Genomic DNA, 16,859 nt, shown 5'->3' on the forward strand with positions numbered 1-16,859 from the left:
CGACACTAGAGGGTGCGGATTTCTCGTGCGTCACTCGGGTGTTACGTGCGTGTTACGCCCCGGACACCGCGCACTAGGCTGGTCCACCGTGGACGCACTGGAGAGCTACCGTGGGGAAGCGCTGGGCCTGCCTCGCGAGGGCGTGGGCGCGGCCGGCTCGTTCCTGCGCCGGCTGGTCGCCCTGGTCGTGGACTGGTCGCTGTGTCAGGTCATCGCCACCGGGCTGCTCGGTATGCAGTGGGGCCAGGTCAGCGGGACCCAGGCTTTCCTGCCGCTCGGCCTCTTCTTCGTGCTCAACCTGGTCCTGGTGACCACCCTTGGCACGACGATCGGGCACCGGTTGGTGGGGATCCGTGTGGTGTCCCTCGACGGCGACGGCTACCAGGCGCCGCCCCCGGGTCGCTCGATCGTCCGCGCCGCGCTGCTCTGCCTGTTCGTGCCTGCGGTGATCATGGACGTCGACGGCCGCGGTCTGCACGACAAGGCCGCCCGCACGGTGGTCGTCAAGGCCCGCTGAGCGACTCAAGCGTGCCCACCACGAGGGCTACTTGCCGCGCAGCGCGCGCCGGCTCGCCCGTGGCGGGCGCATCGGGTCCATGCCGGCCGGCACCGGAGGCCGGTTGCGGCCGACCAGCGCCTTGAGCCGCTGCTGGACGGCCAGGGCCTCGTCGTTGCTGATCTGGCGGGGCAGTTTCTTGACCGTCTTGATGACCTTGGCCAGCGGCACCTGGCCCTCGCCCTGGCCGACGACGATGGTGTGCACCGGCACCTCTTCGCCGACGACCCGGGTGACCTTACGGGTCTCGGCGACGGTCAGCCGCTTGGCGGCACCGGCCGGCCCTTCGGCGATGAGCACGACGCCCGGTTTGCCGACGGCACGGAAGACCATGGCCGCGTTGTGCAGGTCGCGCATGCCGCGGACCTGGCCACCGGCCTCGGCGGCGACCGGCTCCTGGTCGTAGAACCAGCCGCGGCGCAGCTGCTGCAGCACCGCCGAGGCCGCGCCTGGCTTGCCCTCGATCTGGGCAAACGCGGCCCGTTCGGCCCGGCGGCCCAGGACGATCATGGCGGCCAGAAGGGCCAGCGGCACCGCGAGGATCATGAGGTAGACAACCTGATCCAGCCAGAGGCCGATGAGCAGACCGACCACGAGCACCGCCAGCGCGGCCAGCAGGATCCACCAGACCGAGGCCGGGTCGGCCTTGCGGGTCATGGTGAAAACCTGGCGGAACTGCTTGAACCAGCCGGGCTTCTTCGGGTCCTTGGGCTTCTTCTTACGGCCGAAGAGGCCCTTCTTCGGCTCGGCCTGGGCGGGGGTCGACATAGGGATCAGGATACGTGCGCGGCGGGCGTCATCCGCTCACGTGCAGCGGCGACCAGGGAGGCGGCCTCCTGGCGGGCCGGCACATTGGCCTCGTACTGCTCGCGCAGGTGGCTGAGGTGCTCGGGGACCGGCCGGCCCCACTTCTGCATCGCCGAGGCGTAGAGCTTGCCCGCGCGGTAGGAGGAGCGCACGAGCGGGCCGGCCATCACGCCCTTGAAGCCGATCTGCTCAGCCAGCTCCGACCAGTGCACGAACTCCTGGGGCTTGACCCACCGGTCGATGGGGTGGTGCAGCTTGGAGGGTCGCAGGTACTGAGTGATCGTCAGGATGTCGCAGCCCGCGTCGTGCAGGTCGCGCATCGCCTGCTCGATCTCCTCCTCGCGCTCGCCCATCCCCAGGATCAGGTTGGACTTGGTGACCAGCTCGTTCTCGCGCGCCATGGACAGCACCCGCAGGGACTTGTCGTAGGTGAACGCGGGCCGGATCTTCTTGAAGATCCGCGGCACGGTCTCCAGGTTGTGTGCGAAGACCTCGGGGCGGGCGTCGAAGACCTGCTGGACCAGCTCGGGCACCGCGCCGAAGTCGGGCGGCAGGATCTCCACACCGGTGTGCGGGTTGAGCTCGTGCACCTTGCGGATCACCTCGGCATACAGCCAGGCCGCCCCGTCCTTCTGGTCATCGCGGGCGACACCGGTGATCGTGGCGTAGCGCAGCTCCATGGTGCGGATCGACTCCGCCACCTTGCGCGGCTCGTCCATGTCCAGGGCGTTGGGCCGGCCGGTGGCGATGTCGCAGAAGTCGCAGCGTCGGGTGCAGATGTCACCGCCGATGAGGAAGGTCGCCTCGCGGTCCTCCCAGCACTCGAAGATGTTGGGGCAACCCGCCTCCTGGCAGACCGTGTGCAGCCCGCCGCTCTTGACCATCGACTGCAGCTCGCGGTACTCCGGCCCCATCTTGGCGGTGGTCCGGATCCACTCCGGCTTGCGCTCGATAGGCGTCTCCGCGTTGCGCGCCTCCACGCGCAGCAGGCGGCGGCCTTCGGGTGCGACGGTCACGAGGACTCCCTTTTGCTGGTCGGGTGTGCGTTGATCGGTCTAGGGTCAACGCACGCACCCTCCAGGGTATGCCGTCCGGCCGCCCGGCGAGCCGGGGGCCCCGGCGGTTAACCCGGTGGTGCCGGTCAGGGCTGGGTCCAGGGGCGGCCGGGGTCTGGGCCATGGCCGTGCTGCGCCGCCGCGGTCGCCAGCACCAGGTGCGCCAGCGCGCTGCCCTGCCCGGGGTCGTAGCCCAGCACGCCGGTGATGCGGTCCAGCCGCTGATGCATGGTCTGTCGACGGATCCCCAGGTCGCGGGCCGTGGCCGCGACGTTCAAACCGTTCTCGAGCCATGCGGCGAGGGTCTCGACCAGGATGGTGCCATGCTCGGCGTCCCACCGGCGCAACGGCTCCAAGCCGTCCTCGACGAGGGCCTGCACGTCCGCGGCGGGGAGCCTGGCCAGCAGGTGCTGCGCCGTGGAGTCCCGCCAGGTGCGTGCGCCGAGATCGCCGGGGGACAGGTCCAGGCCCTCCCGGGCGCGTAGCAGGCTGTCGGCCGCCTCCTCCAGCCGGCGCGGCGGGCCGACGACCAGGCAGGCACACTGCCGGGTGGCGGCCTGCGCCACCAGGGCCGCGACGGCACCGGCCGGGTCCGGCGCGGACGGGTCGACCGCCACCAGGCCCAGCACCTGCCCGCGCACGGCGGCGAGCAGGTGGGGGCCCAACCCGGCGACCCGGCCGAGGACGACCGCGGCTCGCCGGGGGTCAGCGCAGGCCCCGGCCAGCCCCACCACCAGTTGCCCGGGTGCCGGGCAGAAACCCGCCAGCGCACCGCGGGTGAGCAGCTGGGCGGCGTTGGTGAAGCGCGGCCGGTCCAGCAGGTCGGTGAGCAGGCTGACCCCGGGGTCGCTGGCCCCCGGTCCGTCAAGGGTGGAGCGCTGGACGACCAGGCCGACCACCGCCGCCACCCGCTGGGCCAGGAAGCTGGTCTCGACGGTGACCCGCGTCCCCAGGAGCACCTGGCCCCACGGGGCCCCGGCGGTGCGGACCACGCTGTGCGCGGCGTCCGGCTTGACGGTTCCGGCCCGTTGCGGACCTCCCGCGGCCGCGACGACCTGCCCGGACAGGGTCCGGACCTCGATGGGCTCCCCGAGATCCTGCGCCGCCTGGCTGACCAGCTCGGACAGCCCGGCGCCGTCCGCCGCCTGCTCGTGCAGTCGCGTGGTGAGCTCGTCACCGCGCCGCAGCCGCGCCAGGTCGGTGGTGAGCAGGTCGGAGTTCACCTCGCGACAGATCTCCGCGAACGGCACCACCTGCCGCAGGACGATGAGCGGGAGCCCGGCACGGCGGGCCTCGTCGGCCATCTCCGCCGGCAGCTCGGGCAGCGACCGGCCGGGCTCGAGCGCGACCGCGGCCACCTGTCGGGAGGCCAGGTCCCGGATCCAGTGCCGCCGCGTCCCGGCGTCTGCCCCCGCCAGCCCCAGCCCCGTGGTGAGCAGCACCTCGCCACCGGAGAGCAGGGGCGCGATCTCGTAGATCTCGCTGGAATGCACCCAGGTCACCGGTCGATCCAGGTCGGCCTCACGGCCCAGGAAGGCGGGGTCGGCGCGACGCACCGTGGGGTGCCCAAGGAACTGGCTCAGGGCAAGCGTCATACCTCCGCCTCTCGTCGTGGGCCGGTCGCGGACGAAGTGTCCCGGATCATCGGGTCGGGCCTGGACAGTATGCCCATTGCGGCGCAGGCGTGGGTTTGCCAGGCTCGACGGGTCCGGACGTCGACGGTGACGTCCCGAACAGGCGGAGGTAGGCACAGATGAGATCAGTGGAGGACCTGAGCCCCAGCGACCGGCACGGTCTGGAGGCGGCACTGGAGGAGGCACGTGCCGGTCTGGCCGAGGGCGGTGTCCCCATCGGGGCGGTGCTGCTGTCGGCGGAGGGGGAGGTGCTCGGCCGCGGCCACAACCGTCGGGTGCAGGACCAGGACCCGTCGGTCCACGCCGAGACCGATGCCTTCCGCGCCGCCGGGCGGCAGCCGCACTACCGCGGCACGACGATGGTCACCACGCTGTCCCCCTGTTGGTACTGCAGCGGCCTGGTGCGCCAGTTCGGCATCTCGCGGCTCGTCGTGGGAGAGAGCAAGAACTTCACCGGCGGTCACGACTGGGTCGCCGAGCACGGCGTGGAGGTCATCGTCGTGGACGACGAGCGGTGCGTGGAGCTGATGTCCGGCTTCATCGCCGAGCACCCGTCGCTGTGGCACGAGGACATCGGCCAGGAGCTGCCGTGAGCGAGACGACATCCCGCACCACGGAGACCTTCGACATCAGCGTCGACCCGGACTATCCGGTCACTCCCGTCCCCAGGTCGGCCCGCAAGACCACCTTCTCCCTGGCGATCGTCCTCGTCGGGTTCACCATGTTCACCCCGACCATGCTGGCCGGTGCCCAGGTCGGAGCCGGGTTCTCCTTCCTGCCGCTGATGGGTGTGCTGCTGCTGGGCTCCCTCGTGCTGGGGATCTACGTGAGCGCGTTGGGCTGGCTGGGCGCCCGCACCAACCTCTCGACCGCGATGATGGCGCGGACCAGCTTTGGCCAGGGCGGTGCCAAGCTGTCCTCGCTGCTGCTGGGCGGCACCCAGATCGGGTGGTACGGCGTCTCCGTCGCCACCCTCGCGCTGCTCACCGGGCAGGCGCTGGGCTGGGACAGCGACGCCTCTGTCCGCTGGCTGATGGTCGCCTCCGGCCTGGTCATGGGGATCACCGCCTACATCGGCTACAAGGGGATGTACGTCCTGTCCCTGGTCGCACTGCCGCTGATGCTCATCCTGGGGGCGTGGGTGACCTGGCAGGCCTTCGACGAGGTCGGTGGCCTGAGCCCGATGCTGGACATTGAGCCGACGGAGAGCATGGGCCTGGCCGTGGCGGTGACCATCATCGTCGGCACCTTCGCCTCCGGCGGCACCCAGGCGCCGAACTGGACCCGGTTCGCCAAGACGCCCGCGGCAGGCCTGTGGACCTGCATGTGGGCCTTCCTCGCAGCCCAGCTGCTGATGCTCTTCTCCGGCGCGATCGGCGCGATCGCCTACGGCGAGGGAGACTTCGTCGTCGTCCTGTTCAACCTGGGCCTGGTCACCTGGGGTCTGCTCTTCCTCGTGGCGAACATCTGGACCACCAACGACAACACCGCCTACAACGTGGGCGTCGCCGGCGCCGAGCTGTTCAACGTGCGGACCCGGCGACCCTTCGTCGTGGCCGGTGTCGTGCTCGGCACCGTGCTCGCGGTCACGGGGATCTACGACTCCCTGGTCGACTACCTGGTATGGCTGGGCATCCTCATCCCGCCGCTGGGCGGGGTCATCCTCGGTGACCACCTGGCCCGCCTGCGGCGCGGCTCCGGGCAGGAGGTCACCCTGCACATCCCCGGAGTCCGGTGGAGCAACATCGCGGTGTATGCCCTCGCCTCCCTCGCCGCCTGGACCGCCAACGAGACCGGCTTCTTCATCCCGCCGGTGGTGGGCATGCTCGTCGCCTTCGCCGGGGCCGTGGGGGTCCAGGCCCTGCGTCGGCGCTGACAGACCGGTGGGTTCGGCGCCCGGTTGTCCCTATCCGGGCGCCGAGCTCACCTCTGTCTGGGCCCGCCCTGCTCGACGGCAGGATCTCTACTCGACGTCGGAGCGCTGGAAGCGCAGCAGCGCCAGCCCCAGGGTGAGGACCAGCAGCGTGGACAGCACGACCGCACCCTGGGCGAAGCTGACCACGTGCGTTGTGGGGGTGCAGGAGACCGTAATGTCGTCGCAGAAGGTCGGCCACTGCACCCAAGTCGTGCCGTGCTCGACGAAGGCCTCGAGGTTGGTCCCGAGCAGCCAGCGGGTCCAGGAGGGGTAGAGGCCGCGCAGGATCCCCTCGGCCAGCACCAGGTAGCCGACCATGAGGCCGAGCACCACCGCGCTGTGCCGCACCAGGAAGGCGGCGCCAGCGCCGAACGCGGCCGCCGCCGCGGCCAGCCCGACGACGCGCAGCGCCATCCAGCCCATCGAGACCCACTGCGCCCCGCTGAGGCCGTCGTCGATCCCGTGGTAGCGGAAGACCGCGGGAACGCCGATCAGCACCAGCCCCAGCCCGACGCCGGCGATCGGGATCCCGGTCAGTGCCGCGGCCACGACCTTGGCGCTGAAGACGGGCAGGCGTCGGGGCAGGAAGGTGAGCCAGGAGCCCATGGTCCGGTGCGTGAACTCGGCCGCGACGCTCGTCGAACCAGCCGCGAGCGCCAGGAACAGGAAGGGATAGACGAGGTAGCCCAACAGCTCGCGGTACTGCCCCTCCATCGAGGGAGAGACGGGCATGAAGTCCTCGAGGACGGGCGGTCGCCGCATCTGCTCGCAGCCGAAGTCGACCTCCCCCTGACCGGTCTCCTGCCGCGCCCGGGCCTGGTCCCGCACGCAGGCCTGGTAGTCCTCCAGGCTGGACGGCTCCCAGTAGCTCCTGGCCTCCTCCACATAGTTCTGGGCGTGGGCGCGCTGATCGTTGATCGAGACCGAGAGCTGGTGCACGCCGAAGACCGCCATCAGCGCCACGACGGCCGCCGCAAGCACGGCCAGAACGAGGACGCGCCGAGCCAGGATCCGGCGCAGCTCCACCCGGACCAGGCGGGTCACCGCGCAACCTCCGGACCGGCGGCACCGGGACGGCGATGGCCGGGACCACGATCGCCGGGGCCGCCCGCGTCGGGTGCGAACTGAGTGGTGAGGGCGTCGTCCTGCGTGAGCTCGAGGAAGATCTGCTCCAGGCCGCGCCGGCTGGGCACCAGGCGCTCCACGTACAGCCCCTGGGCTGCCAGCAGCCGGGTGATCTCGGCCGGTTGCGCGCCGGTGACGGTGAGCCGCCCGGAGTCGGCGGAGACGGCATACTCCAGCGCCTCGGCCGCGTCGGTGCCGCGCCGGGCCGCCAACCACTCGGCCGTGAAACCCGCGTCGCGCAGGATGCGGACCGCGACCCCGGGGTGGGCCACCCCGACCTCGACCGTCTCACCGCCGCCCCCGATCAGCCCGGCGACCGAGCCCTGGGCCAGCACCCGGCCGCGCCCGATGATCGAGACGGTGTCGGCGATCTGCTCGACCTCGGACAAGATGTGGCTGCTGACCAGTACGGTGCGGCCCTCGTCGGCCAGTCGCCGCATCGTCTGCCGGATCTCGTGGATACCGGCCGGGTCCAGGCCGTTGGTCGGCTCGTCGAAGATCAGCAGCTCCGGTGACTTCAGCAGCGTCGCGGCGATCGCCAGGCGCTGCTTCATGCCCAGCGAGTAGGCCCGGAACTGGTCGCGGCCCCGGGCGCCGAGCCCGACCTCCTCCAGCACCTCACCGACGCGGCGCCGCGGCGTGCCGATGCCGTCGGCGAGCAAGGAGAGGTTCTTGGCGCCGCTGAAGGTGGGAAAGAACTTCGGCGACTCCACGATCGCCCCAACCCGGTCCACGACGCTGGGTAGCTGCTGCGGCACCGGGGTGCCGAAGAGGTGCATCGAGCCACCGTCGGCACGAGTCAGACCGAGCAGCATCCGGATGGTGGTGGTCTTGCCCGAACCGTTGGGCCCCAGGAAACCGTGCACCCCGCCAGCGGGCACGTCCAGGTCAAGGCCGTGGACGGCCACGCGCCGCCCTCGCCTGGTGCGGTAGGTCTTGCGCAATCCCCGCGTGACGACGGCGAGAACGTCGCCCTCGTGGGCGGTCACGGCTTGCCCCATCTTCTGCTCCCATCCGCCGGCCTCCCGGCCGATCCCTGCTGGGAGCAGTCAACACGCTGCCGAGGCTGCGCAGGGCCTACCCAGGCAGCGTGTCGCCCCACGGTCTCCGCGTGGTGTTTCAGGCGGTGGTGCGGGCCGGGTCCAACACGCGCTCCAGGTGCGCGGTGACCAGTGGCAGCACCTCGGCCACCGGCACGTCCCGGCCCAGCTCCTTGGCCAGCGAGGTCACCCCGGCGTCGGCGATCCCGCAGGGGATGACGACGTCGGCCCAGCCGAGGTCGCAGGCGCAGTTGAGGGCAAAGCCGTGCATGGTCACGTCGTGGCTGACCCGGATGCCGATCGCCCCGATCTTGCGGTCCGGGCGCTCCCCGTCGCCGAGCACCCACACCCCGGAGCGCCCGTCCACGCGACCGGTCTGCACGCCCAGGTCACGGCATACCCCGATCATCATCTCCTCGAGGCGACGGACGTGCGCGACCACGTCCACGGGGGAGGGCAGGCGCACGATCGGGTAGCCGACGAGCTGCCCAGGCCCGTGCCAGGTGATCTTGCCGCCCCGGTCGACGTCCACGACGGGAGTGCCGTCCAGCGGCCGCTCGTGCGGCTCGGTGCGCTTGCCCGCCGTGTAGACGGCGGCGTGTTCGAGCAGCAGCACCGTGTCCGGCAGCTCGCCGGCCACGACCTGCGCGTGGACCGCGCGCTGGTGGTCCCACGCCTGCTGGTAGTCGACGAGGTCGGGAGAGAAGCCCAGGTGCTCGAACCGCATACCCGCACTGTAACCGCCTGTGGAAAAGTCCTGCGGGCCCGCTCGCGCCTCGGGCAGGCTCGCGTCGTGAGCACCCCACCGCAGATCCCCGGGTACACCCTCACCGGGCAGCTGGGCACCGGGGCGACCGCGACGGTATGGCGCGGCCGCCGGGTCTGCGACGGCCTGCCCGTCGCGGTGAAGGTGGTGGCGCCGCTCGACGGCCGGGTGGGCGAGGCCCTGCAGGAGGCCGGACTGCTGGCGCGGGTCCGGCACCAGCACGTCGTGCACCTCTACGACGTGCTGCCCCTGCGGGACGCTGACCCACCCGCCGTCGCGCTGGTCACCCAGCTCGCCGGCGGCGGCTCGCTGGCGCAGGTGCTGGCCAGCCGGCGCCTGCTGTCGCCGGGCGAGCTGGTGACGGTGCTGCAGCCGGTCGCCGCGGCGCTCGCGGACCTGCACCAGATGGGGGTGGTCCACGGGGACCTGTCGACCGGCAACATCGTCTTCCGTGAGGACGGCATGCCGCTGCTCGCGGACCTAGGCACAGCCCGGATCGTGGGGGAGCATCGGCTGCGCGGCGTCGGCACCGGAGCGGGGGACGGGATGGTGGCACCGGAGGTCATCGAGGGCTTCCCGGCCACCCGGGAGTCCGACGTCTACCAGCTGGGGGCCCTGGCGCGGCTCACCCTGACCGGACAGGTGCCGGGCCCGGGCTTCGACCGCCAGCCGCTGGCCCAGGTCGCGCCTGACCTGCCCGAGCTGCTGGTGGACCTGGTGCACCGGTGCATGGCGGGCGCGCCGGAAGACCGACCGGACGCCGAGGAGCTGGCGGTGGCGCTGCACGCGGTGGCCCCGCCCGAGCCGGTGGAGGTGGCCCCGGACGCCGACCCGGCCCACGGCCTGACCCAGCGCCTGCGGCAGGTGGCCCAGGAGGACGAGGCGGCGCGTGCTGGGCGCGACCAGCCCGGCGCCCACCGGCCCGAACGGGTCGACCCGGACGCTCCGCATGCCGACGCCAGGCAGCAGGACGGTCGCCAGCGTGCCCGAGCCATCGTGGGTCTCGCGGTGGGGGCGCTCCTGCTGGTCATGTTGGCCGGGATGGGGTGGTCTTTGACCCGCTCCTGGTGGGGTGGGGCCGCCGGGTCCGGCGTTGCCCAGGAGTCGACGGACGACCCGGTGACCGAGGTGGTGACCGAGGTGGCAGAAGAGGTGCCGGACGAGGAGGTGGGGACGGCGGAGGAGGGGACCGCGGGAGGCTCCGCCGGGTCGGCCCCGCCACCGGCGCAGCAGGTGTCCGACCCGGACGGGGACGCCGCCGACGCCGAGGGGCTGCGCCAGGTCGTGCAGGATCTGGTGGATGCCCGGGCCAGGGCCTGGGAGGCCACCGATCCCGGCCTGCTCACCGCGGTGCTGGCCGCTGGTTCACCGGTCCACGGTGAGGAGAGTGCAGAGCTGTCCCGCGCCCGGGAGGCGGGGATCAACTATCCTCGCGTCGGGTTCGAGGTGCGCGAGCTGGCGGTGCAGCACGAGGATCTGGACCGGCTGCACGTGGATGTCACGGTGGTGCGGGAGCCACTCGAGGCCCGGGATGGCGACGGCTGGGTGCTGCGGGCCCCGTCCCGCACCGAGCGGGTCGCCCTAGAGCTGGTGCGGCAGGAAGGACGGTGGCTGCTCTGGTCCTGGGCTGAGCTGAGGTGACCCGTCGGCAGGTCGGGGCCCTCGGAAGGCCGGGTGACCGTCGGGCGCAGGCTGGTGGTGGCCGCGCGGTGAGGCGTCAGTGGTGCGTGATCCAGGCCATCGCTGAGGTCAGGTCCGGGTGGTCAAAGGTGAACCCGGTCTCGGTGAGCACGGTCGGGAGCGCCCGGGCCGAGGCCAGGATCTCGCTCGCCATCTCCCCGAGGGCCAACCGCAGGGCGATGGTGGGCGCCGGGACGACCGTGGGCCGTCTGAGGGCCTGGCCCAGCGCCTTGACGATCGCGGTCTGCGTGTCGGGACACGGGCCGCTGAGGTTGACCGGACCGGTCACCTCCGGGTGGTCGAGCAGGAACATCAGAGCGCGGACGTGATCGTGCAGGGTGATCCACGCCCAGTACTGCTCACCCCCGCCCAGCGGGCCCGCAAGACCGGCCCGGGCCAGGGGCAGGAGCTTGCCCAGTGCGCCTCCTTGACGGGCGAGCACGATGCCGGTGCGGACCGTCGCGACCGGGACGCCCGCGTGGCTGGCGGGCCAGGTCGCGGCCTCCCAGTCGCGGCACACGTCGGCCAGGAAGCCCTGACCAGGCGGGCTCTCCTCGGTGAGCACCTCGTCCCCCCGCGGTCGCCGTAGATGCCGACGGCCGAGGCCGACACTAGGCGCGGGGACGCGGTTCCTGGGGAATCCGGTGTCTGCGCCCGCGCCGCGAGCGCACGGGCGATGGTGCCGGTGCCCTCCGTGCGCGAGTCGAGCAGCTCGCGCTTGCGCCTGTCGCTCCAGCGCCGGTCCGCGACCCCTGCGCCGGCGAGGTGCACGACAGCCGTGATGCCGTCCAGCACTTCGGGGTCCAGGTCGGCGCCAGGCGTCCAGCGCGCCTCGCGGACGCCCGGGTCGAGCTCGTCCGCGAGGCGCGGGGCGCGGCGAACCAGGTGCACAACCTGGTCACCGCGCCCACGCAGCGCCGTGGACAGAGCGGAGCCGATCAGCCCGCCGGCCCCGGTGATGGCGATGGCCATCTCAGACCTCGAAGCTGCCATCCTCCAGGCGCTCCTTGACGGTCGTCAGGAAGCGCGCCGCGTCGGCGCCGTCGACGACGCGGTGGTCGTAGGTCAGCGCCAGGTAGACCATGTCGCGCACGGCGATGGTCTCCATCCCGTCCTCGTCGATGACCACCACGGGGCGCTTGACGACCGTGCCCGTGCCCAGGATGGCCACATTGGGCTGGTTGATGATCGGCGTGTCGAAGAGCGCACCCCGCGAGCCGGTGTTGGTCAGCGTGAAGGTGCCGCCGGAGAGCTCATCGGGATTGATCTTGTTGTCCCGGGTGCGCTCGGCCAGGTCGGCGATCTTGCGGGCGAGCCCGGCGATGTTGAGGTCGCCGGCGTCCTTGATCACCGGCACCAGCAGGCCGCGCGGGGTGTCGACCGCAACGCCGAGGTGCTCGGCACCGTGGTAGATGACCGTGTCGTCCTCGACGCTGGAGTTGACGATCGGGTGCTCCTTGAGCGCCTCGACCGCGGCCACCGCGAAGAACGGCAGGAAGGACAGCTTGGTGCCCTCCCGGCGGGCGAACTCGTCCTTGACCCGCTTGCGCAGACGGGACACCTTCGTGACGTCGACCTCCACGACCGTGGTCAGCTGGGCGCCGGTCTGCAGCGACTCCACCATGCGGGCGGCGATGACCTTGCGCAAGCGCGACATCTTCTCGGTGGTGCCGCGCTTGGCCTGGGTCCCGGCGGGGGCTGAGGGAGCGCCGGCGGCCGGGGCCTGTGGGCTGTCCGCGGGGGCCGGGGCCTGCGGGGTCTCCTGCGCCGGTGCCTTGGCGGCCTCCTCCTGCGCCCTGGCGGCGTCGAGGACGTCCTGCTTGCGGATCCGCCCGCCGACGCCGGTGCCCTGCAGGCTGCTCAGGTCGACACTGTGCTGGGCCGCCAGCTTGCGCACCAGCGGGGTCACGTAGGCGCTGACGTCCGGAGAGGTGCTCTGCTGCTTGTGCGAGGAGCTGCCGGTGTCGGCCGACGGCGTGCCCACACCCACGGCCTCCGAGGTGTCCGGCGCGGAGGACGGGGAGCTCTCGGCGCCGGAGCTGCTGGCCGACTCCTGCGCGGCCTCCTGCTGGACCTGCTGCTCCTCGCCCAGGTCGCTGTCGGCGGACTCCTCCGCCTGCTCCTTGTCCGCCGCGGGCTCCTGGTCGTCGCCCTCGGCAGCCGAGTCGCCCTGCTCGGGCTCGTCGGCGGGGGCGGACCCGCTGTCCTGCTCCGAACCACCGCCGGAGGCCTCGCCACCGATGACGGCCAGCTCGCCGCCAACCTCCACGGTCTCGTCCTCCCCGGCGATGATCTTCGTCAGCACGCCGGCGATGGGGGAGGGGATCTCGGTGTCCACCTTGTCGGTCGAGACCTCGAGCAGCGGCTCGTCGACCTCCACCTGGTCCCCCTCGGACTTCAACCAGCGGGTGACGGTGCCCTCGGTCACCGACTCGCCCAGCGCGGGCATGGTCACGGTCTCGCCACCGGAGACCTCACCCCCGCCGGAGCCGCCGGAGGACTGGTCGGCCGGCTGGTCCTGGGAACTGCTGTCGTCCTGGGCCTCCTGCGAGTCGCTGCCCTGGGAGGCGTCCTCCTGGGGTGCGTCCTCCTGGGGTGCCTGCTCCTCCTGCTCGTTCTCCTCACCGGAGGAGCCCTCGTCGCCACCGGAGGACGGCTCGCCCTCACCGATGACACACAGGTCGGCGCCGACCTCGACGGTGTCGTCCTCCTGCGCCAGGATCTCCTGCAGCGTGCCCGCGACGGGGGAGGGGATCTCGGTGTCGACCTTGTCGGTCGAGACCTCGAGCAGCGGCTCGTCCACCTCGACGCTGTCGCCGATGTTCTTCAGCCAGCGGGTGACGGTCCCCTCGGTGACGGACTCACCGAGGGCCGGCATCGATACACGTTCCGACATGTTGTCGCTCTCTCCTCGTCCGGGGATCTGCAGTCTAGTTGGGATGCGGGCGCTGGGTCGGTCAGGCGTGCGCGTGCAGCGGTTTTCCGGCCAGGGCCAGGTGGGCCTCGCCGAGCGCCTCGTTCTGGGTGGGGTGGGCGTGGATGAACGAGGCGACCTCTTCCGGTAACGCCTCCCAGCCGACGATGAGCTGGGCCTCGCCGACCTGCTCACCCATCCGCGCGCCCACCATGTGGATGCCCACCACTGGGCCGTCCTCGGCGGAGCGGATCAGCTTCACGAAACCGGCCGTACCCAGGATCTGGGACTTGCCGTTGCCACCGAGGTTGTACTCGTAGCTGGCTACGCCCTCGCCGTACTGCTCGCGCGCCTGCTCCTCCGACAGACCCACAGAGGCGATCTCGGGGTCGGAGTAGGTCACCTTGGGGATGAGGTGGTCGCGGACCGGCTCGGGCTCCAGCCCAGCGATGTCCTCGGCGACGAAGATGCCGTGCGCGAAGCCGCGGTGCGCCAGCTGCACGCCGGCCACGATGTCGCCGACCGCGCGGACGTTGCCCACCCCTGTCCGTAGCCGCTCGTCCACCTGCACGAAGCCGCGCTCCAGGATGACCCCCGCCTCCTCATACCCCAACCCCTCGGTGCGCGGCCCACGGCCGACGGCGACGAGCAGCAGGTCGGCCTCCAGGCTCTCCCCGCCCTCCAGGGAGAGGGTGACCACGCCGTCCTGCTGGCTGACCGACTCCATCCGCGCGCCCGTCCGGGAGGTGATCTTGCGCTTGCGGAAGGCACGCTCGAGGGCCTTGCTCACCCCCGGGTCCTCCGCCGGCACCAGGCGGTCCATGGCCTCGACGATGGTGACCGCGGAGCCGAAGCTGCGCAACACGGAGGCGAACTCCACGCCGATCACGCCGCCACCCAGGATGATCGCCCGCCCCGGGACCTGCTCCAGGGTGAGCGCCTCGTCGCTGGTCATCACCGCGTCGCCGATCTCGATCCCCAGGGTGCGGGCGTAGGAACCGGTCGCGAGCACGACGTGCTCCCCGACCAGCTCGTCCTCACCGACGACGACTGTGGTGGGCCCGGCCAGCTGGCCCTCACCCTCGACGTAGGTGATGTTCTCGGCCGCCTTGACCAGGCCCTGCAGTCCCTTGTACAGCCGGCCGACGACACCGTCCTTGTACGTGTGCACGGCGGCGAGGTCGATCCCCTCCAGGGTGGTCTGCACGCCGAACCGCGCCGAGTCCCGGGCCGAGTCAGCCACCTCCGCGCTGTGCAGCAGCGCTTTGGTCGGGATGCAACCGCGGTGCAGGCAGGTGCCGCCGAGCTTGTCCTTCTCGACCAGAGCCACCCTCTGACCCAGCTGGGCCGCCCGTAGCGCGCAGGCATAACCACCGCTGCCGCCCCCGAGGATCACGATGTCGTAGTGCGTCGTCGGCATGTGGCCATCCTGCCACCTCCCGTGAATTGCCGTGACAGCCGGGGCGGCCCGTGGGAGGCTGAGCAGGTCATGTCCCCGGGAGGAAGGAGGTGGCCATGAACGACACTCCGGCCACGGACGACGTCAAGGCCAAGTTCCGCGAGGCGCTCGCCAAGAAGCGGGCCCACGCAGGCACGGATGTCTCGGACCACTCCGAGCACGGCAAGGTGGCGGGAAGCCGCCGCGCCAAGACCTCGGGGACCGAGCAGATGTTCCGTCGCAAGAGCGGCTGACGCTCGCCCGGCACGGACCAGGGGCACCTCCCGTCGCGGGAGGTGCCCCTGCGTGTGTGTTCACCCCACAGAACGGCGGCGGCGTGCTCCGCACAGCCGCATCACGTGTTCCGTCGGGCCCTATGGCGTGCCCGGTCAGGCGGTGGGGGACTGGTAGGACTGCGCCAAGGCGATGAGGGAGCGGACGCCGGCGCCGGTGCCGCCCTTGGCGCGGTAGCCCCACGGGGCCTTCTCATTGAAGGCCGGGCCGGCGATGTCCAGGTGGGCCCACGGGATCTGCTCGGCGTCCTCGCCCTCGCCCCGCTTGCCGACGAACTCCTGCAGGAAGGTCGCGGCGACCATCGCGCCGGCCGACCGCTCGCCGGTGTGCTTGAGGTCGGCGACCGGGGTGTCAAGCGTGGGCCTGATCTCCTCGGGCATCGGCAGCGCCCAGGCGGTGTCACCGGTCTCGGTGCCGAGCCGGACGAGGGAGTCGCGCAGCTCGTCGTCGTTGCCCATGACGCCGATGGTCCGCTCGCCCAGGGCGATGATGCAGGCACCCGTGAGGGTGGCGACGTCGACGATGGCGTCCGGCTGCTGCTCGCTAGCCAAGGCCAGGCCGTCCGCCATGACCAGGCGGCCCTCGGCGTCGGTGTTGATGATCTCCACGGTCCGGCCGTCGCGCATGGTGACCACGTCACCGGGGCGCTGGGCCAGGTCGCCGGTCATGTTCTCGGCCAGACACAGGTAGGCGGTGACCTGGACAGGCAGGCCCAGCTCGGCGATCGCCAGCGTGGCGGCCGCGCAGGCGGCGGCCCCACCCATGTCCATCTTCATGGTGACCATCGCGGCGCCCGGCTTGATGCACAGACCGCCGGAGTCGAAGGTGATCCCCTTGCCGACCAGCGCGAGGTGGCGGCTGGCGCCCTGGGGGGTGTAGCGCAGCGTCACCATGCGCGGGCCACGGCCCGAGCCCTGGCCGACGCCAAGGACGCCGCCGCAGCGCTCCTCCTCCAGGCGCTCGGGGTCCCAGACCTCGACCTCGACGGGGGTGCCGGCGGCCCGCTCGACCACCAGGTCGGCAAAGGTCTCGGGGTAGAGCACGTTGGGCGGGGTGTTGACCAGGTCCCGCGCCAGGGCGACGGCCTGGGTGACGGCAGCGAGCTCGGCGTCAGCCTGCTCGTCCTGCGCCAGCCCGGTCACCATCGCCTGCGCCAGGCCCGCCTTGGCGGACTCGGCCTTGCCCACGCCGTGGTGGTCGGCGAAGGTGTAGGCGCCCAGGGCGACGCCCTCGGCGACGGCCAGGGCCTCGGTGCGGTCGGTCTGGCCGAGGGCGAAGACGGCCTTCTCCCGCCCGGCCAGCGCCCGCGCGGCCACCCCGGCCGCTCGCCGCAACTGCTCCGTGCGTGGGGCCGGGCCCGAGCCGGGCAGTCCCACGACCAGCACCAGGCTTGCCGCGACACCGTCGACACCCGTCAGCTTGGTGACCTCCTCGGAGCCGGCCTCGGCACCGACCGCGGCCAAGGCCGCCTCGACCGAGGACCGGGCCTCATCCCCGAGACCGTTGCTGTCGACCAGGACTACCTGGCCGTCTTTCTTGCGGGCGGCGAGCACCAGAGCGTCGGCGTCGACCCCGGCGGGCGCGGAGTTGGTGAAGGTCACGGTGGTGGGCAGGCTCATCGTCGGGTCCTGTCGG

15 protein-coding genes and 1 pseudogene are annotated in these 16,859 nt (G+C 71.9%); 5 read left to right on the forward strand and 11 right to left on the reverse strand.

The window, feature by feature from the left end; all coding sequences use genetic code 11:
* Positions 1-88: 88 nt before the first annotated feature.
* The gene (locus tag FY030_RS05325) at positions 89-517 is read left to right on the forward strand and encodes an RDD family protein (RefSeq protein WP_238348563.1); all 429 of its coding nucleotides are present in this window, start codon (positions 89-91) and stop codon (positions 515-517) included.
* A 27-nt stretch (positions 518-544) separates the two neighbouring features.
* On the opposite strand, the gene FY030_RS05330 is transcribed toward FY030_RS05325, so the two are convergent.
* The 3 genes from FY030_RS05330 to FY030_RS05340 form a co-directional block, all read right to left on the reverse strand.
* Positions 545-1,324 (reverse strand): DUF4191 domain-containing protein, encoded by a 780-nt coding sequence (locus tag FY030_RS05330; protein WP_158060602.1) that lies wholly within the window; start codon positions 1,322-1,324, stop codon positions 545-547.
* Between the two features lie 5 nt (positions 1,325-1,329).
* Positions 1,330-2,379, reverse strand: a complete 1,050-nt coding sequence (gene lipA / locus FY030_RS05335; RefSeq protein WP_158060603.1) for a lipoyl synthase — start codon at positions 2,377-2,379, stop codon at positions 1,330-1,332.
* 125 nt (positions 2,380-2,504) lie between these two features.
* Positions 2,505-4,013, reverse strand: a complete 1,509-nt coding sequence (locus FY030_RS05340) for a PucR family transcriptional regulator (RefSeq protein ID WP_158060604.1) — start codon at positions 4,011-4,013, stop codon at positions 2,505-2,507.
* A gap of 158 nt (positions 4,014-4,171) precedes the next feature.
* Between FY030_RS05340 and FY030_RS05345 the strand changes: the two genes are divergently transcribed.
* Both FY030_RS05345 and codB read left to right on the forward strand, forming a co-directional pair.
* Positions 4,172-4,645 (forward strand): nucleoside deaminase, encoded by a 474-nt coding sequence (locus FY030_RS05345; RefSeq protein WP_158060605.1) that lies wholly within the window; start codon positions 4,172-4,174, stop codon positions 4,643-4,645.
* On the forward strand, positions 4,642-5,928 hold the full coding sequence (codB, locus tag FY030_RS05350) for a cytosine permease (RefSeq protein ID WP_158060606.1): 1,287 nt from the start codon (positions 4,642-4,644) through the stop codon (positions 5,926-5,928). Before FY030_RS05345 ends, codB begins: the two co-directional genes overlap by 4 nt.
* A gap of 87 nt (positions 5,929-6,015) precedes the next feature.
* Here the strand turns inward: codB and FY030_RS05355 are convergent, their stop codons facing one another.
* From FY030_RS05355 to lipB, 3 genes are all read right to left on the reverse strand, one after another.
* Positions 6,016-7,011, reverse strand: coding sequence for an ABC transporter permease subunit (locus tag FY030_RS05355; protein ID WP_158060607.1), 996 nt, complete (start codon positions 7,009-7,011; stop codon positions 6,016-6,018).
* The gene (locus FY030_RS05360; RefSeq protein WP_238348564.1) at positions 7,008-8,081 is read right to left on the reverse strand and encodes an ABC transporter ATP-binding protein; all 1,074 of its coding nucleotides are present in this window, start codon (positions 8,079-8,081) and stop codon (positions 7,008-7,010) included. Before FY030_RS05360 ends, FY030_RS05355 begins: the two co-directional genes overlap by 4 nt.
* Before the next feature lie 130 nt (positions 8,082-8,211).
* A complete protein-coding gene (lipB, locus tag FY030_RS05365) occupies positions 8,212-8,859 on the reverse strand; it encodes a lipoyl(octanoyl) transferase LipB (RefSeq protein WP_158060609.1) in 648 nt (215 codons plus the stop codon).
* Positions 8,860-8,925: 66 nt separating this feature from the next.
* On the opposite strand from lipB, the gene FY030_RS05370 reads away from it, so the two are divergent.
* On the forward strand, positions 8,926-10,539 hold the full coding sequence (locus FY030_RS05370; RefSeq protein ID WP_192498731.1) for a serine/threonine-protein kinase: 1,614 nt from the start codon (positions 8,926-8,928) through the stop codon (positions 10,537-10,539).
* A 76-nt stretch (positions 10,540-10,615) separates the two neighbouring features.
* On the opposite strand, the gene FY030_RS17185 is transcribed toward FY030_RS05370, so the two are convergent.
* From FY030_RS17185 to lpdA, 4 genes and pseudogenes are all read right to left on the reverse strand, one after another.
* A complete protein-coding gene (locus tag FY030_RS17185) occupies positions 10,616-11,143 on the reverse strand; it encodes a DUF1731 domain-containing protein (protein ID WP_337692484.1) in 528 nt (175 codons plus the stop codon).
* A gap of 65 nt (positions 11,144-11,208) precedes the next feature.
* Positions 11,209-11,571 (reverse strand): annotated as a pseudogene (locus FY030_RS17190) (NAD-dependent epimerase/dehydratase family protein); the annotation flags it as partial.
* Positions 11,552-13,474, reverse strand: a complete 1,923-nt coding sequence (sucB, locus tag FY030_RS05380) for a 2-oxoglutarate dehydrogenase, E2 component, dihydrolipoamide succinyltransferase (protein WP_158060611.1) — start codon at positions 13,472-13,474, stop codon at positions 11,552-11,554. The gene sucB and the pseudogene FY030_RS17190, both read right to left, overlap by 20 nt.
* 61 nt (positions 13,475-13,535) lie before the next feature.
* Positions 13,536-14,912 (reverse strand): dihydrolipoyl dehydrogenase, encoded by a 1,377-nt coding sequence (gene lpdA / locus FY030_RS05385; RefSeq protein ID WP_158060612.1) that lies wholly within the window; start codon positions 14,910-14,912, stop codon positions 13,536-13,538.
* 95 nt (positions 14,913-15,007) lie between these two features.
* Here lpdA and FY030_RS05390 point away from each other — a divergent pair, with 95 nt between their 5' ends.
* Complete coding sequence (locus tag FY030_RS05390) at positions 15,008-15,184, forward strand: DUF5302 domain-containing protein (protein WP_158060613.1); 177 nt, start codon at positions 15,008-15,010, stop codon at positions 15,182-15,184.
* Positions 15,185-15,319: 135 nt separating this feature from the next.
* On the opposite strand, the gene FY030_RS05395 is transcribed toward FY030_RS05390, so the two are convergent.
* Positions 15,320-16,843, reverse strand: coding sequence for a leucyl aminopeptidase (locus tag FY030_RS05395; protein WP_158060614.1), 1,524 nt, complete (start codon positions 16,841-16,843; stop codon positions 15,320-15,322).
* Positions 16,844-16,859: the final 16 nt, after the last annotated feature.

Origin of the sequence: Ornithinimicrobium pratense, assembly GCF_008843165.1 — a bacterium.
Taxonomy (GTDB): domain Bacteria; phylum Actinomycetota; class Actinomycetes; order Actinomycetales; family Dermatophilaceae; genus Ornithinicoccus; species Ornithinicoccus pratensis.

Excerpts from the sequence above, each read along its gene's own strand:
- FY030_RS05330 (WP_158060602.1), bottom strand. The coding sequence starts at position 1,324 with ATGTCGACCCCCGCCCAGGCCGAGCCGAAGAAGGGCCTCTTCGGCCGT.
- FY030_RS05340 (WP_158060604.1), bottom strand. The coding sequence starts at position 4,013 with ATGACGCTTGCCCTGAGCCAGTTCCTTGGGCACCCCACGGTGCGTCGC.
- FY030_RS05345 (WP_158060605.1), top strand. The coding sequence starts at position 4,172 with ATGAGATCAGTGGAGGACCTGAGCCCCAGCGACCGGCACGGTCTGGAG.
- lipB (WP_158060609.1), bottom strand. The coding sequence starts at position 8,859 with ATGCGGTTCGAGCACCTGGGCTTCTCTCCCGACCTCGTCGACTACCAG.
- sucB (WP_158060611.1), bottom strand. The coding sequence starts at position 13,474 with ATGTCGGAACGTGTATCGATGCCGGCCCTCGGTGAGTCCGTCACCGAG.
- lpdA (WP_158060612.1), bottom strand. The coding sequence starts at position 14,912 with ATGCCGACGACGCACTACGACATCGTGATCCTCGGGGGCGGCAGCGGT.
- FY030_RS05390 (WP_158060613.1), top strand. The coding sequence starts at position 15,008 with ATGAACGACACTCCGGCCACGGACGACGTCAAGGCCAAGTTCCGCGAG.
- FY030_RS05395 (WP_158060614.1), bottom strand. The coding sequence starts at position 16,843 with ATGAGCCTGCCCACCACCGTGACCTTCACCAACTCCGCGCCCGCCGGG.